This window comes from Blautia sp. HCP3S3_C4 (assembly GCF_052064095.1).
In the GTDB taxonomy this organism is placed as follows: Bacteria; Bacillota; Clostridia; order Lachnospirales; family Lachnospiraceae; genus Blautia_A.
In genome coordinates this window covers 53,147-75,601 of record NZ_JBQHWF010000007.1, presented here as the reverse complement: position 1 = coordinate 75,601, position 22,455 = coordinate 53,147, and the positions used below count along the sequence as shown (strand labels likewise).

Below are 22,455 nucleotides of genomic sequence, written 5' to 3'. Positions count from 1 at the left end.
TACAGTTTTATGATTATGATAACACCTATGATGAGTATGAGACAAGAAAAATATGTGTGATATTGAGAAAATAGAACTTATGTGTTACTATATAAAAAACATTTTAACAAAATGCGTATATACACGTAATGGAGGCCGCATTATGACAATTGATAAGAAGTTGGAAGGAACAAAACTGGAAATTACTTTGGAGGGAAGACTGGATACCATCACAGCCCCCACATTAGAGGGAGAGTTAAAACAATTTCTGGATGGGATTACAGAGTTAGTCTTTGATTTTGGAAAGCTGGAATACATATCTTCAGCAGGACTGCGTGTTCTTCTTGCAGCTCAGAAGATTATGAACAAGCAGGGAAGCATGATCATAAAAAATGTAAATGATGTGATAAATGATGTATTTGAAGTGACTGGCTTTTCAGATATCCTGACGATAGAATAGAATAAAAATATGGCTTTGTGGAATAGCTTCGCAAAGCCATATTTTTATTATAAAGAATGAATATAACCAACAACTTTATGAATATTATGTTGGAATATTTGAAAAATGGAGATATAATATTTGTAAGTGCGTAGCTGTAAATATTTCTCACGATCATAGCTGGAGATTATGCACTGATATTCAGAGGAGACCGTATGAAATCAGATACAAAAAAATATTATAAAATACCACAGAAAATGCTGGAAAGCTTCCTTGCGCGTGGTTATCAGGAACTTAGAGTGGAGGATCAGAGCCTGTTTGATCCGTATTATGACAGTATGAATGAACACTGGTCAGCCAACACCAGCTTTTTGAATTTGATCGGATGGAGGGATTCCTATCCCACCTATTTTAAAATAGCAGAAGGGCTTTTAATCAATATTACATATTTGAATACAGAAGGGTATCCGGTAGCTGTTCCGTTTGTAGGAAACTATACGGAGGAAAAGATAAAGAAAGCTATGCAGATCCTGAAGGAAGATTTTGCGGAATTTGATGCACAGCTGATCATTATGGATGTGGTTCCATGGATGCTTCCTTATTATGAAGCCAGCGGCATTCAGTTTGAAATAGAGGATAACCGTGATTATATGGATTATACCTTTACGCCTGAGCAGTTTCTGGCAGGTATGGATACGCAGGATGACCGTTACCGTTATAATTATTTCAAACGCAGATTTGCATATGAGACAGAAGAGATAACCCCTTTCCATCGGGAGGAGATCCGGGGATTTATGGAAAGGGAATGGTGTGGGGAGAAAACTTGTGAGGAGTGCCACTGTGGCTGCCTGCTCCGGGTGATCGACAATCTGGTTCCTGTTTTTGACAAAATCAGGATCAATGGAATCCTTGTACGGGTAGAGGAAAAAATGGCAGGACTTTGTATTGTGAGCTGTCGTAACGGACTTGGAGTATATCAGTATAAAAATGCAGTTAACCGGATCAAGGGAATTAATGAGTATTTGCTGAGGGAAAGCTTTGAACGATATCTGCAGTCTGCAGATACGATCAATTACACAGAAGATATGGGAGTTGAAAATCTGCGTTATTATAAAGAGCATATGGCACCTGCCCATACCCTGTTATCAAAACTTACATTAACAGAAAGAGGTTAAGGTGCATGGAACATAAGAGAAAAAAACAGTGGATTCTAATAATTGTGCTGCTTTTGACAGTATGTTCTGTGCTTGCAGTGTATGCAGGCAGGGAATGGATGTTTACCAATCCTTTTAAACTTTATACATTTTCAGCAGTGTCCTATGCATCCGGAGATGGGGATGGATGTACTTATGTGACTGATGATTCCAACAGGAAAATATTGAAAATATCTGCTGACGGAAGGCTTTTATGGCAGACATGTGCCTCTGATAAAAGTTTTCTGAGTGCCGAGCGGGTTGTGGCAGACGGAGACGGAAATGTATATCTTCATGATGTCCGTATTGAGCAGGGCGTTCAGATTGCCAGGGAAGGAATCGTCAAACTGTCATCAAAGGGAAAATATATATCAACGGTTGCTTCTGTAGAAGCAGAGAAAGGCAGTATAAGGCGCAACATTGTGGGAATGGTACCCACAGAGCATGGTGTGATCTACATGCAAAAGGAAGATGACAGTATTCTGGTCAGCAATACAGAGCAGGGAAGCTCAAAGGCTTTTTCTGTTGCTGATGCGCAGGACAGGATTTTGTGCTGTGCTTATGACAGAGACAGTGATAGCCTGTTTTATGTGACTTATGATGGTAAAATTTATAAATATACAGACAGCGGACAGGATGAACTGCTCTATGACAGTGATACAGTTGACGGAAGTATTCCGCAGGAAATCAGTTACTCAGATGGAGTGCTTTATTCAGCCGATATAGGCCTCAGGGATATTATACGGATATTCTGTGATGTCGAAAATACCGGAAGTACAGACAGACTTACTGTGGAAGAGCCTTTGAAGGAAAGAGAGATCGCATATCATGTGAGTGCACCGGGAATCTTGGTTTCTTCCACCAATTATTCTGTTATATTGTGGAACGGAGAGGATTATGAACAGTTCTGGGACGTTCCGTTATCAGGAAAACTGCAGGTATGGAACTGCCTGTTGTGGGCTGCCTGTGCAGTGATTGTCGCTGCTGCTTTGCTTTTTGCGGTGACTTTGTTAAAGATACTGGTAAAAAAATTCAGCTTTTATGCAAAGATTACCATGGCAGTCATAGGGATTATTGTGGGAGTTGCGGTTCTGTTTATTGGCACCTTGTTTCCGCAGTTTCAAAGTCTGCTGGTCGATGAAACCTATACAAGAGAGAAATTTGCCGCATCAGCAGTAACAAACAGACTTCCTGCAGATGCATTTCAGAGGCTGGAAAAGCCTTCTGATTTTATGAATGAGGATTACAGACAGGTCCGGCAGGTGGTACGGGATGTATTTTTTTCAGATTCTGACAGTTCACAGGATTTGTACTGTGTGCTTTATAAAGTAAAAGACGGAACTGTTACCCTGGTTTATACCCTGGAGGATATTTGTGTGGCTTATCCTTATGACTGGGAATATGAAGGCACAGATCTTCAGCAGGTTATGGAGCAGGGGGCTACAAAAACCTATGCTACAAATTCAAGCTCCGGAAGCTTTGTATTTATCCATAGTCCCATCCGGGATAAAAGCGGAGATATTATTGGGATTATAGAAGTCGGAACAGATATGAACAGTCTGACAGAGAAAAGCAGAGAGATCCAGGTGTCTCTGATCATCAATCTGATCGCAATTATGGTAGTATTTTTCATGCTTACCTTTGAGGTGATTTATTTTATAAAGGGAAGGCAGGAACTGAAAAGACGAAAACAGGAGGAAAACAATAGCAGACTTCCTGTGGAAATTTTCAGATTTATTGTATTTCTTGTTTTCTTTTTTACAAATCTGACCTGTGCGATTCTTCCCATCTATGCAATGAAGATTTCTGAGAAGATGTCAGTACAGGGATTATCACCGGCCATGCTTGCAGCAGTTCCTATATCTGCAGAGGTGTTATCCGGCGCCATTTTCTCAGCATTTGGAGGAAAGGTAATACATAAGCTTGGGGCAAAGAGATCTGTTTTTGTAAGTTCTATACTACTTACAGCAGGACTTGGATTGCGAGTGGTTCCCAATATATGGCTGCTTACGTTAAGCTCCCTGCTTCTTGGAGCAGGCTGGGGAGTATTGCTTTTACTTGTCAATCTTATGATCGTGGAGCTTCCTGATGAGGAGAAGAACAGAGCCTATGCCTATTACAGTGTATCCTCCCTGAGCGGTGCAAACTGTGCAGTTGTGTTTGGTGGCTTCCTTCTGCAATGGATGTCCTATACAGCGTTGTTTGCTGTCACTGCAGTACTCAGTGTGTTGCTGTTTCTGGTAGCAAATAAGTATATGAGTAAATATACTTCAGATAACGAAGAGAAAAACTGCGAAACAGAAGACACGCATATGAATATTGTTCAGTTTATCTTTCGTCCAAGGATTATTAGTTTTTTCCTGCTGATGATGATTCCGCTTCTGATCTGTGGATATTTCCTGAATTATATGTTCCCTATTGTTGGTTCTGAATGGGGACTTTCGGAAACCTATATTGGATATACCTATCTTTTAAACGGAATTTTTGTACTGATCCTGGGAACTCCTCTCACGGAATTCTTTTCCAACAGAGGATGGAAGCATTTGGGGCTTGCAGCAGCTGCGTTTATTTATGCAGCAGCTTTTCTGGAGGTGGCAATGCTTCAGAATATACCATCTCTTCTGATCGCACTGGCATTGATCGGAGTTGCAGACAGCTTTGGGATTCCATTACTTACCAGTTATTTTACAGATCTGAAGGATGTAGAACGATTTGGATATGACAGAGGACTTGGGGTTTACAGCCTGTTTGAGAACGGTGCACAGTCTCTGGGTTCCTTTGTGTTTGGCTATGTGCTGGTCCTTGGTGTAGGCAGAGGTCTTATCTTTGTGCTGATCCTTGTGAATGTGCTTTCAGCAGCTTTCCTGATCAGCACCACATTTGCAGCACACAGAGACAAAAAAGGAGGTCAAAGAGCATGGAAAAAAGACGAAAGCTGAATGTTGAACTGATTAAATTTCTCATCGGTTCTATGTTGGTGGTTGGGGTTTTAATGCTTCTTGGAAGTTCTCTTGTGAATAACAGACAGTATAGAAAACTCTATAATGACAAAGCGCTTGAAATCGCGAAGACGGTATCAGATCAGGTAAATGGGGATTTTATCGAAGAACTGTGTAAAGAGATAGATACAGAGGAATTTGAACAGATCCAGGAAAAAGCAGTAGCAGCTGATGATGAACAGCCGATCATAGACTGGCTTAAAGCGAAAGGCATGTATCAGAATTATGAGAGGATAAATGAATATCTTCATTCTATACAGGCAGATATGAATATTGAATATCTGTATATTCAGATGATCCAGGATCATTCCAGTGTGTATCTGTTTGATCCTTCGTCAGGCTATCTGACTCTTGGCTATAAGGAAGAGCTTTCGGAAAGATTTGATAAACTGAAAGGAAACGAACGCCTGGAGCCTACTGTGAGCAGAACAGAATTTGGATGGCTGTCATCTGCCGGAGAGCCGGTACTTTCATCTGACGGAGAAAAATGTGCAGTTGCCTTTGTAGATATTGACATGACAGAGATTGTCAGAAATACCATTCGTTTTACTGTACTGATGGTATGTCTTTGCATTCTGATCATCCTGGCTGCCGGTATGGGCATATCCAGAAAAATCAAAAAGAGAATATCCAGGCCTATTGAACTGCTTACGGAAGCAACACACAAATTTGGCAATGGCGAGGAAGGGTATGATGAGAACAACATCGTAGATCTTGATATTCATACCAGAGATGAGATAGAAGAACTTTATCACGCAACCCAATCCATGCAGAAAAGCATTATTAATTATATGGATAACCTTACCCGGGTGACTGCTGAGAAAGAGCGTATTGGAGCAGAGTTGAATGTGGCAACACAGATCCAGGCTTCTATGCTTCCCTGTATATTCCCTGCATTTCCTGACAGAGACGAGATGGATATTTATGCGACCATGACACCGGCAAAGGAAGTTGGCGGAGATTTTTATGATTTCTTTATGATTGATGACAGACATATGGCAATTGTTATGGCTGATGTTTCCGGCAAGGGAGTTCCGGCAGCCCTTTTCATGGTTATCGGCAAAACCCTGATCAAGGATCATACACAGCCAGGCAGAGACCTGGGAGAGGTCTTTACAGAGGTCAATAATATTCTGTGTGAATCCAATGAAAACGGAATGTTTATTACAGCCTTTGAGGGTGTGCTGGATCTTGTGACCGGTGAATTCAGGTATGTAAACGCCGGACATGAAATGCCATTTGTTTACCGCAGGGAAACCAATACCTATGAAGCCTACAAAATACGTGCTGGTTTCGTCCTTGCAGGGATAGAGGACATCGTATATAAGGAACAAAAGCTTCAGCTGAATATCGGAGACAAAATATTCCAGTATACAGATGGAGTGACAGAGGCAACGGATAAGGACAGAAAGCTGTACGGAATGGACAGACTGGATCATGTTCTGAACCAGCAGTGCTTAAGCAGTAATCCGGAAGAAACCCTGAAGCTTGTAAAGGCGGATATTGACGCTTTTGTAGGAGACAATGACCAGTTTGATGATATTACAATGCTGTGTCTTGAGTATACAAAGAAAATGGGGGACTAGCCAATGAAGGAAATAACTGTTGATGTTGTTGCCGCAAACATAGATAAGGTAACAGAATTTGCAGATGATATTCTGGACAGCTATGGTTGTCCTGTAAAAGTCAGAATGCAGATAGATATCGCGATTGATGAGATTCTCAGCAATATTGCATATTATGCCTATGGTGAGCAGGGAGGAAAGGTGACTGTAGGATTTCAGATCCAGGATAATCCGAAAATGGTCTGTGTAACATTTTCAGATAAGGGAATTCCCTATAATCCACTGGAAAAAGAAGATCCTGATATCAGTCTGACCGCAGAAAAACGGGAAATTGGCGGTCTTGGCATTTATATGGTTAAAAAAAGTATGGATGAAATGTCTTATTGCTATTCTGATGGGAAGAATATACTTGTTATAAAAAAGAATTTATAGTATATGCTTGATAAAATGATGAACAGGAGGAAATGATTATGAGCAAAAAGGTTTATATTTTTCTGGCAGATGGTTTTGAGGATATTGAGGGGCTTACAGTTGTGGATCTGCTGCGTCGTGCAGGAGTAGATATTCGTACGGTTTCTATAAAAAACACAAAAGAGGTGCAGACTGCCCATGGTATTTGTCTTCTGACAGATGAGGTATTCGGAGAAGTGGATTTTTCAGATGCAGATATGCTGGTGCTTCCGGGAGGTATGCCGGGGACAAAGTATTTGGCAGGCTATAAGCCACTTACAGAACTGCTTACAGAGTTTTACGATGATGGCAGGAAAATTGCGGCAATCTGTGCCGCTCCCAGCGTTTTCTCAGGGCTTGGTTTCCTAAAAGGCAGAAGGGCAACTGCTTATCCTTCATTTATGGATGTGATTGAGAGAGACGGAGCAATGACCAGTACAGATAGTGTAGTGGTTGACGGGAATGTTACTACAAGCCGTGGACTGGGGACTGCCGTGGACTTTGCACTTTCTATTATCACTCAGCTGGAGGGAAAAGAAAAAGCACAGGAAATTGCAGAATCTGTAGTATACAGAGCATAGAAGATATACCGGAAAAAGAAAAAAGATGGATAAAACCGCGATTTTTATGTAAAAAACACTAGCACTTTTTATTTTTTTGTGATATACTGCTACAATGACTGTAAATATATAGATGAGTATAAGGAGTTCTCCCGCTTCTGCAATAGTGGGAGCGGAACCTGAACTTAAATATATAGAAAATAGAGCTGCCAGGCAGCGAATAGTGTCAAAAATTAAAATGATATAACCTGAAAATTAAGGAGGAACATGTAACATGAGTTTACAGGTGGAGAAAATGGAGAAAAACATGGCGAAACTTACCATTGAAGTTTCCGCTGAAGATGTAGAAAAGGCTATGCAGAGCGCATATCAGAAAGCCAAAGGAAGAATTTCTATCCCAGGCTTCCGTAAAGGTAAAGCTCCGAGAAAGATGATTGAGCAGATGTATGGAAAGGGAGTTTTCCTGGAAGATGCTGTCAACGCTCTGATTCCTGAGCATTACAGCAAAGCTTTAGGAGAATGCGAACTTGAAATCGTTTCTCAGCCAAAAATCGATCTGGTACAGACAGAGCCTGGTAAGGCACTGATCTTCACCGCAGAAGTAGCTGTTAAGCCAGAAGTAACTTTAGGTGAGTACAAAGGTGTAGAAGTACCGAAGTCTGAAATTGAAGTAACAGACGAGGAAGTAGAGGCAGAAGTTAAAAAGGAACAGGAGAAAAACTCCAGAACTATCAATGTTGAAGATCGTGCAGCTCAGTTAAACGATATTGTGACAATTGATTTCGAAGGTTCTGTAGACGGAGTACCTTTTGATGGCGGACAGGCTACAGAATATCCTCTGACACTTGGATCCAACACATTCATCCCTGGATTCGAAGATCAGCTGGTTGGCGCTAAAGTTGGCGATGACGTAGATGTAAAAGTTACATTCCCTGAAGAATATCAGGCAAAAGAACTTGCAGGAAAAGAAGCAATCTTCAAATGTGCAGTTAAGAAAATCGAAGCAAAAGAACTTCCTGAGCTTGATGATGATTTTGCAAAAGACGTTTCTGAGTTTGATACACTTGCTGAGTACAAAGAGCATGTTAAGACAAACCTGGTAGAAAAGAAAGAAAACGAAGCAAAACATGCAAAAGAAGATGCAGCAGTTGATAAGATCATCGAGAATGCACAGATGGATATTCCTGAAGCAATGCTTGAGACACAGTGCCGTCAGATGCTTGATGATTTCAGCAGAAGAATGCAGTCTCAGGGTCTTTCCATGGATCAGTACTTCCAGTTCACAGGCATGACAGCTGAGAAAATGATGGAAGATATGAAACCACAGGCATTAAAGAGAATCCAGACAAGACTGGTTCTGGAAAAAGTTGCAGAAGTTGAGAACATTCAGCCTACAGAGGAAGAAGTAAATGAAGAGATTTCCAAGATGGCTGAAGCTTATAAAATGGAAGCAGACAAGTTAAAAGAATTACTGGGAGAGCGCGAGCTTGAGCAGATGAAGAAAGATATGGCTGTACAGAAAGCAGTTACTCTGGTAGCGGACGCTGCAAAGGAAGTTTAATTCAGCCAAAATGGAGGCGTTTATATGAGTTTAGTACCTTATGTCATTGAGCAGACAAGCAGGGGCGAGAGAAGCTACGACATTTATTCAAGGCTTCTGAAAGACAGAATCATTTTTCTTGGCGAAGAAGTAAATGATGTGAGTGCAGGACTGATCGTATCACAGCTTCTTTTCCTGGAAGCAGAGGATCCCGGAAAGGACATCCAACTTTACATCAACAGCCCGGGTGGTTCCGTAACAGCAGGTATGGCTATCTATGATACCATGCAGTATATCAAATGTGATGTTTCCACTATTTGTCTGGGAATGGCTGCCAGCATGGGAGCTTTTCTCCTGGCAGGGGGTGCAAAGGGTAAGAGATTTGCTCTTCCGCATTCTACGATCATGATTCATCAGCCGTCAGGCGGTGCACAGGGTCAGGCAACAGAGATCCAGATCGTAGCAGATCATATCGCACAGACCAAGAGAACTTTAAATGAATTATTGGCTGCAAATACCGGTCAGCCGATAGAAGTTGTTGAGCGTGATACAGACCGGGACAACTATATGACTGCCGAAGAGGCTAAGGCATATGGACTGATTGATGGTGTAGTCATGCATAAATAATGCGAAAGATAAGACTCCTGTGAATCGTCACAGGAGTCTTTTTAGAGTTATTGTATAGAAAGGATAATAAAATCCATGGCGGAAAAGATAAGAGAAGGAAAAATAAGATGCTCTTTTTGCCAGAAAACGGAAGATCAGGTGAGAAAGCTGATCGCAGGTCCGGACGGCAAGACGTTTATCTGTGATGAGTGTATCGGTATCTGTTCAGAAATCATGGAAGAGGAACTGAATTATGAGGATGAGGCTCTGGAGGCAGGGATTAATCTGCTGAAGCCGGAGGAAATCCATGCAATTCTGGATGACTATGTAATTGGACAGGACGAGGCTAAGAAAGCACTTTCTGTAGCTGTATACAATCATTATAAAAGAATTACTGCTGCAGCTTCCTCTGATGTGGAGCTTCAAAAAAGTAATATTCTGATGCTGGGACCTACCGGATCAGGAAAAACACTTCTGGCACAGACTCTGGCAAGACTGTTAAATGTACCTTTTGCTATTGCAGATGCCACAACTCTTACTGAGGCTGGTTATGTGGGTGAAGATGTGGAAAATATTCTGCTGAAGATCATTCAGGCTGCAGATTATGATATCGAACGTGCACAGTATGGAATTATTTATATTGATGAGATCGATAAGATTACCAGAAAATCTGAGAATGCATCTATTACCAGAGATGTTTCAGGTGAGGGCGTACAGCAGGCACTTCTGAAGATACTGGAAGGAACAGTTGCCAGTGTACCGCCTCAGGGTGGACGTAAGCATCCTCATCAGGAGTTTATCCAGATTGATACTACAAATATTCTGTTTATCTGTGGCGGTGCCTTTGACGGAATTGAAAAAATTATTGAATCCAGACAGGATACCAAATCTATTGGATTTGGTGCAGATGTTTCTGTCAAGGAAGAGAGAAATGTAGGAGAAATCCTGAAGGATGTTATGCCTGAAGACTTTATCAAATTCGGACTGATTCCGGAATTTATCGGACGTGTTCCGGTGGTAGTTACACTGGATGCACTGGATGAAAAAGCACTGATCAGCATTTTGAAGGAGCCGAAGAATTCTCTGACGAAACAGTACCATAAGTTGTTTGAACTGGATGGTGTGGAACTGGATTTCCAGGATGATGCGCTGGAACTGGTGGCAAAGAAATCTCTGGAACGAAAGACAGGTGCCAGAGGACTTCGGGCTATCATGGAAGGATCTCTGATGGATCTGATGTACAAGATTCCTTCTGATGATACAATCCGCAAATGTACAATTACAAAAGACGTAGTAGAAGGTACCGGTGAACCGGAAATCGTCTACGGGGAAGCTCCTGCACCGGCCAAGAAGACCAATAGCAGAAGAACAGCCCGTACACGCCAGAAGGGTAAACCGGAGACAGCCTGATGGAAGGGACTAGATAATAAATGACGAATCAAAATGCGATATTGCCAGCTATTGCCTTACGGGGAACTACAATTCTTCCGGGAATGATTGTTCATTTTGATGTGAGCAGAGAACGTTCAAAGAAAGCAATTGAGGCGGCAATGCTTCATGATCAGAAAATATTTCTGGTGACACAGATAGATCCGGAAGTAGAAAATCCGGATGTGTCAGGAGTTTACCGGGTAGGTACGATTGGCTATATCAAGCAGGTAGTGAAGCTTCCCCAGGATATTCTGAGAGTTCTGGTGGAGGGCACAGGCAGGGCAGTTCTGGAGGATTTTCAGCAGGATTTCCCTTATCTCACAGGTGTGATATCACCTGTGAAAGAGGAGGAGACCTTGTTACCGGATACAGTGACAGAGGCAATGTACCGAAGTCTGAAAGAACTGTTTCACAGATACTGCATGGAAAATGGAAAAATCAGCAAAGAGCTGATTTCGCAGATCCTGAATATTGAAAGCCTGGAAGAACTGATCGAACAGATTGCTGTGAATATTCCTTTATCCTATCAGAACAAACAGAAGATTCTGGAAGCCTTGACTCTGGAAGAGCGCTATGAGGTTCTGGGAGGAATTCTGGGCAGTGAGATTGAGGTCATGCAGATCGGCAGAGATCTTCAGAAAAAGGTGAAAGCCAGAATTGATAAAAATCAGAGAGAATATATTCTGAGAGAACAGCTGAAACTGATCCGTGAGGAACTGGGAGAGGATAATTCTGCAGATGTTGCAGATGAATTCAAAAAGAAGCTTCAGGAGCTTTCTGCCAGTGATGAAGTGAAGGAAAAGATCAGCAAAGAAATTGAACGTTTCAAAACTACAAATAACAATGTGTCCGAGAATTCGGTGCTCAGGGGATATATTGAGACTTTGCTGTCCCTTCCCTGGGACAACAGATCCGAAGATTCTGAGGATCTGAAGGAAGCATGGGAAATACTGGAGAGAGAGCATTATGGTTTAAAGGATGTAAAGGAACGTATTATGGAGTTCCTTTCTGTCCGTAAACTGACACATAAGGGTAAAAGTCCTATCCTTTGTCTGGTAGGGCCTCCTGGAACAGGTAAGACATCGGTTGCCAAATCTGTGGCTGAGGCTTTGCATAAAAAATATGTACGGATCTGCCTGGGCGGTGTTCGGGACGAGGCAGAAATCCGTGGCCACAGAAAAACTTATGTGGGAGCAATGCCGGGAAGAATCACAGTCGCTTTGCAGCAGGCCGGGGTAAATAATCCGCTTATGTTGCTGGATGAGATTGATAAGACCAGCAGTGATTATAAGGGGGACACTTCTTCTGCCCTTCTTGAGGTTCTGGATCCGGAGCAGAACAGCAGGTTTGTGGATCATTATGTAGAACTTCCACAGGATTTATCTGAGGTGTTGTTTATTGCTACTGCCAATGATGTACAGGAAATTCCCAGACCATTGCTTGACCGTATGGAACTGATTGAAATTTCAGGTTATACAGAGAACGAAAAAGAGCATATTGCCAAAGAACATCTCATTCCGAAACAGATGGAAGAGAATGGGATCTCCAAAGGTGAGCTGACGATTCAGTCGGCAGCATTGAAGAAAATTATTAATAATTATACAAAAGAAGCCGGTGTACGAAACCTGGAAAGGATGATTGGACGGATCTGCCGGAAAACTGCCCGTGCCATTATGGAAGAGGGCAAAAAGAAGGTGACAGTTACAGCTAAAAATCTGTCGGATTTCCTTGGCAAGGAGCATTTTAATTATCTCATGGCAAACAGGAAAGATGAAATTGGTATTGCAAGAGGGCTGGCATGGACACAGGTAGGAGGAGATACTCTCCAGATTGAGGTCAATGTAATGCCCGGTAAGGGTGAACTGCTGCTTACAGGACAGCTGGGAGATGTGATGAAAGAGTCTGCCCAGGCAGGAATCACCTATATCCGTTCCGTTGCAGAGGGCTATAAGGTAAAACCGGAGTTTTTCCAGGAAAATGATATACATGTACATATTCCGGAAGGGGCAGTCCCAAAGGATGGTCCATCTGCAGGTATTACTATGGCAACAGCCATTCTTTCAGCAATTATAAGAGAGCCTGTCCGTGCAGATCTTGCCATGACTGGTGAGATTACACTGAGAGGACGTGTTCTTCCTATTGGTGGGCTGAAGGAGAAGCTTCTGGCTGCCAAGTATGCAAAAATAAAAGAGGTTCTTGTGCCGGCAGAGAATAAGCCGGATGTACAGGAGCTGGATAAGGAAATTACAGACGGGCTTACGATCACTTTTGTAAGTTCCATGAAGGAAGTATTAAACAGAGCGTTGGTATAAGGCCAGGGAAGGTCTGCTTTACGCTGAAACCATAAATCAGTAAAAACAGAGGAAAATAATGGTTATTAAGAATGTATCTTTAGATATTGTATGTGGTATTACAAGTAAGCTTCCGGATACCGGAAGACCGGAGGTGGCTTTTGCAGGTAAGTCAAATGTGGGGAAATCTTCCCTGATCAATGGACTGATGAACCGTAAATCTCTTGCCCGCACCAGTGCACAGCCTGGAAAAACGCAGACCATTAATTTTTACAATATCAATGAGGAAATGTATCTGGTAGACCTTCCTGGTTACGGATACGCAAAGGTGTCCCAGTCCGAGAAGGAAAAATGGGGCAAAATGATTGAGAGATATCTTCATACCTCAAAAAATCTTAAGGCAGTTTTTCTGTTGGTGGATATCCGCCATGATCCTTCTGCCAATGATAAAATGATGTATGACTGGATTCTGCACAATGGTTATCAGCCCATTATCATAGCTACAAAGCTGGATAAGCTGAAACGAAGCCAGGTGCAGAAAAATATAAAAGCAATCAGAGAAGGACTGAAGCTTGGCAAAGATGGAATCATTCTTCTTTTTTCAGCAGAGACAAAACAGGGAAGAGAGGAAATCTGGGCTTTGATCGACGAGTTGACCGGGCTGGTTCCGGCGGCTACTGAAGAGGTTGAAAACTGATTGACAGACTGACAAGAAAAGCAGCAGGTATGAAAAAGATACCTGAAATATTAAGAGGAAAAAATATTATGGGAATTATCAAGGCATTCAAGCTGGGATTTGACTATCTCAAGTATGATGAAGACGGCAATGTGCAGGATACACAGCGTGCTGTCAATGATGTAAACCTGGACATTGAAGCCGGACAATTCGTGGCTGTACTGGGGCATAACGGCTCCGGAAAATCTACTCTGGCAAAGCATCTCAATGCACTTCTGATTCCAACAGAGGGTACTTTGTGGGTAGATGGAATTGACACGTCTAAGGAGCCGGAATTATGGAAAATCCGACAGAAAGCAGGGATGGTTTTTCAGAACCCTGATAACCAGATCATCGGTACAGTGGTGGAAGAGGATGTAGGTTTTGGCCCTGAAAATATGGGAGTTCCTACTGAAAAAATATGGGAACGTGTAGATGAAAGCCTGAAGAAAACAGGTATGACATCCTATCGTTACCATTCCCCTAACAAGCTTTCGGGAGGGCAGAAGCAGAGAGTTGCCATTGCAGGCGTTATGGCAATGCGTCCAAAATGCATTATCCTGGATGAACCAACAGCAATGCTGGATCCTAACGGACGAAAGGAAGTTCTGGAGGCGGTCAGTGACCTTAACAGACAGGAAGGAGTGACAGTCATTCTGATCACCCATTATATGGAAGAAGTTGTTCATGCGGACAAGGTATATGTTATGGACAATGGAGAAGTGGTGATGCAGGGAACACCCAGAGAAATTTTTTCACAGGTGGAAACCCTGAAAGAATACAGACTGGATGTGCCCCAGGTAACACTTCTGGCACATGAACTTCATAAAGCCGGAGTGGATGTTCCGGAGGGAATACTGACTACAGAGGAGCTGGTGAATGCCTTATGTCAATAGAATTAAAAAATGTAACTTATACCTACAGTCCGGGAACTGCCTATGAGATCCATGCGCTGAAAGACATCAATCTTTCTATTCCGGACGGACAGTTTATCGGAATTATCGGACATACAGGAAGTGGAAAATCTACACTGATCCAGCATTTCAATGCTCTGATCCGTCCGACTTCCGGTACCATCACTTACAATGGAGAGGATATCTGGGGAGAGAAATATGACCGGCGTACCCTGCGAAGCGAGGTAGGACTGGTATTCCAGTATCCGGAGCATCAGCTTTTCGAGAATGATGTACTTTCTGATGTCTGCTTTGGTCCCATGAATCAGGGATTATCCAGGGAAGAGGCAGAAGTAGAAGCAAAGAAAGCACTGCAGCACGTAGGCTTTAAGGAGAAAAATTTCAGTAAATCCCCTTTTGAGCTTTCCGGCGGACAGAAGAAAAGAGTTGCTATTGCCGGTGTATTGGCAATGAATCCGAAAATTCTGATCCTGGATGAGCCAACTGCAGGCCTGGATCCAAAAGGTCGGGATAACATCCTTGACCAGATCGCAGAGCTTCCTAAAGTAAGAGGGATTACCATTATCCTTGTATCTCACAGTATGGAGGATATTGCAAAATACGCAGAGAGACTGATTGTAGTCAATGACGGAGAAATTGCATATGACGATGCTCCCAAAGCAGTATTTGCCCATTACAGAGAGCTGGAAGCCATGGGACTTGCGGCACCGCAGATCACTTATATCATGCATGCACTGAAGGAAAAGGGGCTGGATGTGGATGTGACTGCTACTACAGTGGATGAGGCGAAAGAGAACATCCTGGCAGTACTGAGAAAATGTAATTCCGGGAAACTAGTTCAGTCAGACAGGACTTTATCTGACAACGGACAGAAAAAAACGGAAAGAAAAACTTTGGTCAGTGAAATGGAAACAGATCTGACAGAAGATAAAAAGGGAGGGCAGGAGATATGATCCGAGATATTACAATAGGACAGTATTATCCTGCAGATTCCGTTCTGCACAAAATGGACCCCAGAGCAAAGCTGGTAGGTACGCTGGTGTTCATCCTTTCTGTCTTTGTGTTCCATACATTTCCGGGATATGCGGTAGCTACTGTATTTCTGGCAGCAATGATCATTCTTTCTAAAGTACCTTTGAAATTTATGTTCAAGGGACTGAAGGCGATCGTAATGCTCCTTATGATCACAGTGGTATTTAATATCTTCCTGACACCCGGAAAGGTTCTCTGGCAGTGGGGAATCCTGCATGTGACAGAGGAGGGCCTGAAGCTGGCTGGCAGAATGGCCATCCGCCTGACCTATCTGGTAATCGGTTCTTCTCTTATGACGCTGACTACCACACCCAATCAGCTTACAGATGGCTTGGAACGACTTCTCAGACCGTTGAATAAGCTTCATGTGCCAATCCACGAGATTGCCATGATGATGTCTATTGCGCTGCGTTTTATTCCAATCCTTCTGGAGGAAACAGATAAGATTATGAAAGCGCAGATTGCCCGTGGTGCAGACTTTGAGAATGGAAATATAATTCAGAGAGCCAAAAATATGGTACCTCTTCTGGTGCCGCTGTTTATCTCTGCTTTCCGCAGAGCCAATGATCTGGCAATGGCCATGGAAGCAAGATGCTACCATGGCGGTGACAATAGAACTCAGATGAAGCCATTGCATTATGAGTCCAGAGACTACATTTCCTATGTGGTGATGTGGACTTATCTGGGAATCGCCATTGTTTTCCGAATTGTGGGAATCTGAGAAAGTACTGATATAATTTATAAGGATATTTTATATGCTGTAATTCGGTAAAAAGGATTACAGCATATTGTTTATTTTATATATAGCAAAAGTTTTCAATTTATGGAGGAAAACAGATGAAAAGAATTGGTCTTGTAGTTGCATATGACGGAACCAACTACTGCGGCTGGCAGACACAGCCAAACGGGATTACCGTACAGGGGGTTTTAAATGATACGCTGTCAGAGCTTCTTGGTGAGAAAATAGAAACCATCGGTGCCAGCCGTACAGATGCAGGTGTTCATGCTATGGGAAACGTGGCAGTATTTGATACTGATACACGGATTCCCGGGGAAAAGATTTCCTATGCATTAAACCAACGTCTTCCGGAGGATATTCGTATTCAGCTCTCTGAAGAGGTAGAACCGGATTTCCATCCCCGTTACTGTGACAGTGAGAAAACCTATGAATACCGCATTCTGAACCGCAAATTTCCGGTTCCCACAGAGCGCTTATACACCTATTTTTATCACTATAAACTGGATGTAGATAAAATGAAAGCTGCAACCTCATATCTGATCGGACAGCATGATTTTGCATCCTTCTGTGGGGCAAAAGCGCAGGTGAAAACAACGATCCGCACAGTAACCGGAATTGATGTGTGGCGTGACGGAGATCTTGTAACCATCCGGGTAACAGGAACCGGATTTCTTTACAACATGGTCCGTATTATCTCCGGAACTCTGATCGAAGTAGGAAACGGACAGTATCCACCTGAGAGAGTAAAAACAATCCTGGAAGCCTGCAACCGGGAAATGGCAGGACCGACAGCTCCGGCCCAGGGACTGACACTGATGGGAATTGAATTTTTTGACTGAAAAATAAAAATGAGAGAGTAACGAAAAAAATTGAAAAAACGACACAAAACCTATTGACAGAACAGAACCCTTATAATATAATAACCAAATGTGACGTAGTGCGAGATGCTTAAGCCAAATAGCCCAGGCGAAAGTATTTATCAGCGGTTTCGGACATTTCCGCATTTTTAGCACCGGCGTTTCCAATAACTTATATTCGCGGGAAATTCCGCGGTTAATTAAACTATCGTTGATAAATAACAGGAGGTAAAACCATGCAGACTTATATGGCTAATCCAGATAAAATCGAAAGAAAATGGTATGTAGTTGACGCTGATGGATGTACTCTTGGCCGTCTGGCTTCTGGAGTAGCAAGCGTTTTAAGAGGAAAAAATAAACCACAGTTTACACCACATGTAGATACAGGTGATTATGTAATCATCGTAAACGCTGACAAGATCAAAGTTACAGGTAAGAAATTAGATCAGAAAATCTATTACAACCACTCCGATTATGTTGGTGGAATGAGAGAAACCACATTAAAAGAAATGTTAGCAAAGAAACCTGAAAGAGTTATCGAGCTCGCAGTTAAAGGTATGCTTCCAAAAGGACCTTTAGGAAGAAGCATGTACACAAAGCTCTTCGTATATGCAGGACCGGAACACAAACATGAAGCTCAGAAACCAGAAGCTTTAACATTTTAATTAGGAGGTAGAAAACATTGGCTAGCGCAAAATTCTACGGAACAGGAAGAAGAAAAAAATCAATCGCAAGAGTTTATCTTGTACCTGGAACTGGTAAGATCACAATCAATAAAAGAGATATCGATGAATATTTTGGATTAGATACACTGAAAGTTATCGTTCGTCAGCCTTTAACTGCAACAGAAACAGAAGGCAAATTCGACGTATTAGTTAACGTTCATGGCGGTGGATACACAGGACAGGCTGGTGCCATCAGACATGGTGTTGCAAGAGCACTTCTTCAGGCAGACAACGACTACAGACCAGTTCTGAAGGCTGCTGGATTCTTAACTCGTGACCCACGTATGAAAGAACGTAAGAAATACGGTCTCAAAGCAGCTCGTAGAGCTCCTCAGTTCAGCAAACGATAATCGACTGCTCAGACTATATCAAAAGGTTTACAAAACCCCGGAAAACCTTGATTTTCCGGGGTTTTCTTATACCTAAACGGGCTGATATAGTTTGACCTCATTTGACCAAACGAGAGCCGTTTTCACCCAATTTTTAGTGGTTAAATATAGGACAACCGGAGAGCAATTTCGGGGGTATTTTTGAGGGTGATTTTGGCACTCTCAGACACCGGATTTTTCGCTGGAGGGTTTGGCATAATCTGACCAAATCTGAACAATTAAATACGATTCTAATGCAGGCACTCAGTAACAATAACTGGGTGCTTTTTTTGTTTCAGAGATTCCGGCATTAGAAAGGGCCGTCACTTTATGATTTTGAAGTGGCGGCTTTTTCTATTTCCAGAAACAACAGCAACAATTAGAAATCAGAAAGCCGTTGTTGTGTAAGCCCCATTTCATTTCGAGCAGTGCTCATTCTCATTCCCAATTTGCCCAAATCATCAACCGGCATAATCGTTCACCTCAACAATATTTTATCGTGCCGGTTGCGGCTGTGGAATGACCTTATTATACTGGTAAACAAGCATGATTGTTCTGGCTGTGGACCTGATTTAATAGGCGAATCATTGCTTAATAAATAAGAACGAAATATAATATAGCTTAGAGATGAACAGATACGACTAATATATCAAGGGGTTTCTTAACTTGCCAAAATTCAGCCCCAAGATATTGCAATCTGTGAGAAATTAGGAAAATCTTAATGTTTTCTCATGAAATAATAAGGATGTGCTGTGTTTGACTTTGATAATATAATAATATATACTCTTTGAAGGGAGAGTGATTTCATGTCTAATAAAATATTAGTAGTCGATGACGAAACAGAAATTGCGGATTTAATAGAAGTCTATTTGAAAAACGAAAACTACACTGTATTCAAATTTTATACGGCCCAAGAAGCCCTTAACTGCATTGAAACAACCCCCATTGATCTTGCAATTTTGGATATTATGCTTCCTGACATAGATGGATTCACTCTATGCAAGAAAATCAGGGAACATCATACCTACCCCATCATCATGCTGACAGCCAAAGATGCTGAGACTGATAAAATTACCGGCCTTACTCTTGGAGCGGATGATTACATTACAAAGCCGTTTCGCCCTCTGGAGATGATTGCACGGGTAAAGTCTCAGCTTCGCCGGTATCAAAAGTACAATCCTGCTCATTCTGATACCGGTGAAACCTCGTCTGCCGCATCATAAGATAATCTTGTTTGCGGTTCCTTGACAATGAATATCAAGGTACATACCTGCTTTTTGGGGGAAACGCCCTTGGTGCTGACACCTACGGAGTTTTCGATCCTGCGTATTCTTCTGGAAAATACCGGGAATGTAGTCAGTTCAGAAGATTTGTTTCACAAAATCTGGCAGGACGAGTATTACAGCAAATCCAACAACACCATCACCGTGCATATCCGCCACCTGCGGGAGAAAATGGGAGATAGCATGGACAAGCCCAGATTCATTAAGACGATATGGGGGGTAGGATATAAAATTGAAAGTTGATAAAAAAGACGAATACTTTGCTTTTCAATCCAAACTCATTCGACGAGTTTGCATGAATGTCATTACCTCTATCGTTGTGGTGGTGGGGCTGTATCTTTTCATCTGGAAACAGCGAATTGGCGATTTGATTGTATGGATTCTGGAAACCGTATTCGACATGAAGCATGAAGCAGCATTTTATTATTACAGTGACCATTTTCGAGGTAATAAAGAAATTTTTTTCGCTGTGGCCGTTCTTCTAATATTTACAGTCCTCATGGTACGAATTTTCCGGTGGGTTACCGGCTATTTCAGAGAAGTCAATCAAGGGATAGAGTCATTGCTGGCAGACGATGAAAAGCAAATCCAGTTGTCACCGGAAATGCTGCCATTTGAGCGGAAGCTAAACTCTGTAAAACAAACTTTAGCAGAACGAAAAATGGAAACCGCTTTGGCTGAACAGCGGAAAGACGAATTGGTTATGTACCTGGCCCATGATATTCGGACCCCACTCACATCTGTAATTGGATACCTCAATCTGTTGGAGGAAGATCCGAATATGCCCCCTGAGCAGAGGGCTGCGCGGGTTCATATCGTGTTGGAAAAAGCCTACCGACTGGAGACGATGGTAAATGAATTCTTTGAGATCACAAAATATAAATCTCAGAAAATCACCTTGTCCAAGGAAACCATCGACCTTTATTATATGCTGGTCCAACTATCGGATGAATTGTCTCCTGTTTTGGCTCCCGGGGGAAACACTGTTACCCTGCATCTTGACGAGAACTTGACCATCGAAGCCGATCCGGAAAAGCTGGCACGGGTATTCAACAACATTCTGAAAAATGCCGCATCGTATAGCTTCCCACATACCGAGATTGTGATCTCCGCAGAAAAATTGGAACATGAAGTCATCATTCGGTTTCAGAACAGCGGCGAAGATATTCCAAATGAGGTATTGGCGTCTCTTTTCAATAAATTCTACCGGGTAGATCAGTCTCGTTCCTCTGATACAGGCGGCACAGGGCTTGGATTAGCCATAGCAAAGGAGATCGTCACGCTGCATGGCGGGGCAATCAGCGCATCCAGCAAAAATCATGTGGTTACATTTACAGTCTCTTTGCCGTTGTCAAATTAGCAATTTCTTTGCATTTTCTTAGGAATCAATCAACTTCTTATTAAAACAATCCATGCTCTTGTCCAGTAGAATGATACTGACAGGAGCATGGATTTGCTCTTTTATGAAACAAATCACCGAAAGGAGCGAAATGATGGGAAGGATACTCCGCTGACTGTTACAGAACAGCATACACATGGAATAGACCTTCACCGCAATACGCCCGGCATTCCCCAAGGAATTGACGCGGCGGTGGCGGAAGGCCGGCTGGATTTGAAGGTCAAAAACAACACCGCCTACACATTTCAAATCCAGATTTCTGTTGACAAATATCATATGAGAGGGAAAGTGTTGTCCGATGCAAAGCTGCGGACCGCCGCTGGATAGAACATAAGTAAAATCTCCCCCTTACATTAGGATTTTCTTAGGAAATAAACAACTTCATATTAAAGTTCCAAGCGCCGCTGTTCAGTACAATAAATGCTGACAGGGGCGCTTTTGTTCCCCTTCAGAAAGGAGGCTTTATATGATGGAAGAAAAAATGCTGCCTGTTCCCAATGAAGGTCATCGCTGGAGGCAAAAGCAGCGGCGGAGGCGCTTTCCTTGGGGAAGTATTGCCACAGTCATTCTGGTCGTGGCTGTTTGTGTATATGCGTTCACATTGTTTGGAGATAAAGAATCGCCTGAAAATTACCAAGTAAACGACACCACAACGCAGGGGCCTGATGATGTGCAAGTTGGCCTTTTGGATGAAAGCTCACCCCCAAAACACGCAGACAGAAAATGATGACACCGACTGGAACTTGGTGTTGGTAAACTATGAAAACGCGATCCCCGAAAACTACGAGCCAAAACTGGTAGAGGTGCCCGGCGGTGAGAAAGTAGATGAACGCATCTATGATCCTCTCATGGAGATGTTGGAAGCAGCAAAGGAAGGAAATTGGGATCAACTGCCTATGGTCGTATCCGGTTACCGCACGCAGAAAAAGCAGCAGCAGCTCTATGACGACAAAGTGGCTGGATACCGCAAAGAGGGAAATTCCCAGAGCGAAGCGGAGGAACTGGCAAAGCAATGGGTATCTGTTCCCGGATACAGTGAACATCAAATTGGTTTAGCCGTGGACATCAACGGAGCCACCTATGATCTTTATTCCTGGCTGCAAGAAAACAGCTACAAATACGGTTTTATCTTCCGTTACCCTGGAGATAAAACCGACATCACGGGCGTTGCCGAGGAAGTATGGCATTATCGGTATGTTGGCGTTGAGGCTGCCACAGAGATGTATGAAAAAGGGCTGTGTCTAGAGGAATATTTGGCAGAAAGGCAGGCGGAGCAATGAAAAGATTGAAAATCGCTGTTTTGTTTGGCGGCTGTAATGCTCATGTTGCATCGGGTTTTTTGTAAAAATAATTTTTAATAATGTTGATTC

20 protein-coding genes and 2 pseudogenes are annotated in these 22,455 nt (G+C 42.6%); all 22 read left to right on the top strand.

From position 1 onward, the window contains the following. The first annotated feature begins 142 nt into the window (after positions 1-142). Positions 143-439 (top strand): STAS domain-containing protein, encoded by a 297-nt coding sequence (locus ACTNC6_RS08240; protein ID WP_441043825.1) that lies wholly within the window; start codon positions 143-145, stop codon positions 437-439. 194 nt (positions 440-633) lie between these two features. Beyond that, positions 634-1,593, top strand: a complete 960-nt coding sequence (locus ACTNC6_RS08235) for a phosphatidylglycerol lysyltransferase domain-containing protein (RefSeq protein ID WP_441043824.1) — start codon at positions 634-636, stop codon at positions 1,591-1,593. Between the two features lie 5 nt (positions 1,594-1,598). After that, positions 1,599-4,550, top strand: a complete 2,952-nt coding sequence (locus ACTNC6_RS08230; RefSeq protein WP_441043823.1) for an MFS transporter — start codon at positions 1,599-1,601, stop codon at positions 4,548-4,550. Beyond that, positions 4,529-6,196 (top strand): SpoIIE family protein phosphatase, encoded by a 1,668-nt coding sequence (locus ACTNC6_RS08225; RefSeq protein ID WP_441033918.1) that lies wholly within the window; start codon positions 4,529-4,531, stop codon positions 6,194-6,196. The genes ACTNC6_RS08230 and ACTNC6_RS08225 overlap by 22 nt, the downstream gene beginning before the upstream one ends. A 3-nt stretch (positions 6,197-6,199) precedes the next feature. Beyond that, positions 6,200-6,607 (top strand): ATP-binding protein, encoded by a 408-nt coding sequence (locus tag ACTNC6_RS08220; RefSeq protein ID WP_441043822.1) that lies wholly within the window; start codon positions 6,200-6,202, stop codon positions 6,605-6,607. 38 nt (positions 6,608-6,645) lie between these two features. Next, entirely contained in the window at positions 6,646-7,206 is a 561-nt protein-coding gene (locus ACTNC6_RS08215; protein WP_186994178.1) for a DJ-1 family glyoxalase III, read from the top strand. A 253-nt stretch (positions 7,207-7,459) separates the two neighbouring features. Beyond that, the gene (gene tig, locus ACTNC6_RS08210; RefSeq protein WP_441033915.1) at positions 7,460-8,746 is read left to right on the top strand and encodes a trigger factor; all 1,287 of its coding nucleotides are present in this window, start codon (positions 7,460-7,462) and stop codon (positions 8,744-8,746) included. A 24-nt stretch (positions 8,747-8,770) separates the two neighbouring features. Beyond that, positions 8,771-9,352, top strand: a complete 582-nt coding sequence (gene clpP, locus ACTNC6_RS08205) for an ATP-dependent Clp endopeptidase proteolytic subunit ClpP (RefSeq protein ID WP_008705991.1) — start codon at positions 8,771-8,773, stop codon at positions 9,350-9,352. A gap of 75 nt (positions 9,353-9,427) precedes the next feature. Continuing rightward, positions 9,428-10,741, top strand: coding sequence for an ATP-dependent Clp protease ATP-binding subunit ClpX (clpX, locus tag ACTNC6_RS08200; RefSeq protein ID WP_019160790.1), 1,314 nt, complete (start codon positions 9,428-9,430; stop codon positions 10,739-10,741). 20 nt (positions 10,742-10,761) lie between these two features. After that, positions 10,762-13,074 (top strand): endopeptidase La, encoded by a 2,313-nt coding sequence (gene lon / locus ACTNC6_RS08195; RefSeq protein WP_441043821.1) that lies wholly within the window; start codon positions 10,762-10,764, stop codon positions 13,072-13,074. A 58-nt stretch (positions 13,075-13,132) separates the two neighbouring features. After that, on the top strand, positions 13,133-13,750 hold the full coding sequence (gene yihA, locus ACTNC6_RS08190; protein ID WP_441043820.1) for a ribosome biogenesis GTP-binding protein YihA/YsxC: 618 nt from the start codon (positions 13,133-13,135) through the stop codon (positions 13,748-13,750). Positions 13,751-13,818: 68 nt separating this feature from the next. Then, positions 13,819-14,664, top strand: coding sequence for an energy-coupling factor transporter ATPase (locus ACTNC6_RS08185; RefSeq protein ID WP_019160793.1), 846 nt, complete (start codon positions 13,819-13,821; stop codon positions 14,662-14,664). Continuing rightward, on the top strand, positions 14,655-15,635 hold the full coding sequence (locus tag ACTNC6_RS08180) for an energy-coupling factor transporter ATPase (RefSeq protein ID WP_441043819.1): 981 nt from the start codon (positions 14,655-14,657) through the stop codon (positions 15,633-15,635). Before ACTNC6_RS08185 ends, ACTNC6_RS08180 begins: the two co-directional genes overlap by 10 nt. Then, a complete protein-coding gene (locus ACTNC6_RS08175; protein ID WP_441033906.1) occupies positions 15,632-16,435 on the top strand; it encodes an energy-coupling factor transporter transmembrane component T family protein in 804 nt (267 codons plus the stop codon). The genes ACTNC6_RS08180 and ACTNC6_RS08175 overlap by 4 nt, the downstream gene beginning before the upstream one ends. A gap of 116 nt (positions 16,436-16,551) precedes the next feature. Then, entirely contained in the window at positions 16,552-17,292 is a 741-nt protein-coding gene (gene truA / locus ACTNC6_RS08170; RefSeq protein ID WP_173742738.1) for a tRNA pseudouridine(38-40) synthase TruA, read from the top strand. A 254-nt stretch (positions 17,293-17,546) separates the two neighbouring features. After that, entirely contained in the window at positions 17,547-17,975 is a 429-nt protein-coding gene (rplM, locus tag ACTNC6_RS08165; RefSeq protein WP_173742737.1) for a 50S ribosomal protein L13, read from the top strand. 17 nt (positions 17,976-17,992) lie between these two features. Then, entirely contained in the window at positions 17,993-18,385 is a 393-nt protein-coding gene (gene rpsI / locus ACTNC6_RS08160; protein ID WP_117677245.1) for a 30S ribosomal protein S9, read from the top strand. Positions 18,386-19,209: 824 nt separating this feature from the next. Further along, a pseudogene (gene vanR, locus ACTNC6_RS08155) lies at positions 19,210-19,929 on the top strand (VanR-ABDEGLN family response regulator transcription factor). Then, entirely contained in the window at positions 19,913-21,046 is a 1,134-nt protein-coding gene (locus ACTNC6_RS08150; RefSeq protein ID WP_441043868.1) for a sensor histidine kinase, read from the top strand. Before vanR ends, ACTNC6_RS08150 begins: the two are co-directional and overlap by 17 nt. Positions 21,047-21,139: 93 nt before the next feature. Next, positions 21,140-21,412 carry a VanW family protein gene (locus ACTNC6_RS08145; protein ID WP_226815363.1) on the top strand — a complete coding sequence of 91 codons (273 nt, stop codon included), beginning with the start codon at positions 21,140-21,142 and terminating at the stop codon, positions 21,410-21,412. A gap of 139 nt (positions 21,413-21,551) precedes the next feature. After that, positions 21,552-21,812 carry a hypothetical protein gene (locus ACTNC6_RS08140; RefSeq protein ID WP_441043818.1) on the top strand — a complete coding sequence of 87 codons (261 nt, stop codon included), beginning with the start codon at positions 21,552-21,554 and terminating at the stop codon, positions 21,810-21,812. Next, positions 21,793-22,365: pseudogene (locus ACTNC6_RS08135) on the top strand (M15 family metallopeptidase); the annotation flags it as partial. The gene ACTNC6_RS08140 and the pseudogene ACTNC6_RS08135, both read left to right, overlap by 20 nt. Between the last annotated feature and the right edge of the window lie 90 nt (positions 22,366-22,455).

What these genes read in the sequence shown, in the direction of transcription:
- clpP (WP_008705991.1), top strand. Translation starts at nt 8,771, where the DNA reads ATGAGTTTAGTACCTTATGTCATTGAGCAGACAAGCAGGGGCGAGAGA.
- ACTNC6_RS08215 (WP_186994178.1), top strand. Translation starts at nt 6,646, where the DNA reads ATGAGCAAAAAGGTTTATATTTTTCTGGCAGATGGTTTTGAGGATATT.
- ACTNC6_RS08240 (WP_441043825.1), top strand. Translation starts at nt 143, where the DNA reads ATGACAATTGATAAGAAGTTGGAAGGAACAAAACTGGAAATTACTTTG.
- ACTNC6_RS08175 (WP_441033906.1), top strand. Translation starts at nt 15,632, where the DNA reads ATGATCCGAGATATTACAATAGGACAGTATTATCCTGCAGATTCCGTT.
- truA (WP_173742738.1), top strand. Translation starts at nt 16,552, where the DNA reads ATGAAAAGAATTGGTCTTGTAGTTGCATATGACGGAACCAACTACTGC.
- ACTNC6_RS08235 (WP_441043824.1), top strand. Translation starts at nt 634, where the DNA reads ATGAAATCAGATACAAAAAAATATTATAAAATACCACAGAAAATGCTG.
- ACTNC6_RS08225 (WP_441033918.1), top strand. Translation starts at nt 4,529, where the DNA reads ATGGAAAAAAGACGAAAGCTGAATGTTGAACTGATTAAATTTCTCATC.
- ACTNC6_RS08220 (WP_441043822.1), top strand. Translation starts at nt 6,200, where the DNA reads ATGAAGGAAATAACTGTTGATGTTGTTGCCGCAAACATAGATAAGGTA.
- ACTNC6_RS08230 (WP_441043823.1), top strand. Translation starts at nt 1,599, where the DNA reads ATGGAACATAAGAGAAAAAAACAGTGGATTCTAATAATTGTGCTGCTT.
- ACTNC6_RS08185 (WP_019160793.1), top strand. Translation starts at nt 13,819, where the DNA reads ATGGGAATTATCAAGGCATTCAAGCTGGGATTTGACTATCTCAAGTAT.
- ACTNC6_RS08140 (WP_441043818.1), top strand. Translation starts at nt 21,552, where the DNA reads ATGATGGAAGAAAAAATGCTGCCTGTTCCCAATGAAGGTCATCGCTGG.
- lon (WP_441043821.1), top strand. Translation starts at nt 10,762, where the DNA reads ATGACGAATCAAAATGCGATATTGCCAGCTATTGCCTTACGGGGAACT.
- yihA (WP_441043820.1), top strand. Translation starts at nt 13,133, where the DNA reads ATGGTTATTAAGAATGTATCTTTAGATATTGTATGTGGTATTACAAGT.
- clpX (WP_019160790.1), top strand. Translation starts at nt 9,428, where the DNA reads ATGGCGGAAAAGATAAGAGAAGGAAAAATAAGATGCTCTTTTTGCCAG.
- tig (WP_441033915.1), top strand. Translation starts at nt 7,460, where the DNA reads ATGAGTTTACAGGTGGAGAAAATGGAGAAAAACATGGCGAAACTTACC.
- ACTNC6_RS08180 (WP_441043819.1), top strand. Translation starts at nt 14,655, where the DNA reads ATGTCAATAGAATTAAAAAATGTAACTTATACCTACAGTCCGGGAACT.
- rplM (WP_173742737.1), top strand. Translation starts at nt 17,547, where the DNA reads ATGCAGACTTATATGGCTAATCCAGATAAAATCGAAAGAAAATGGTAT.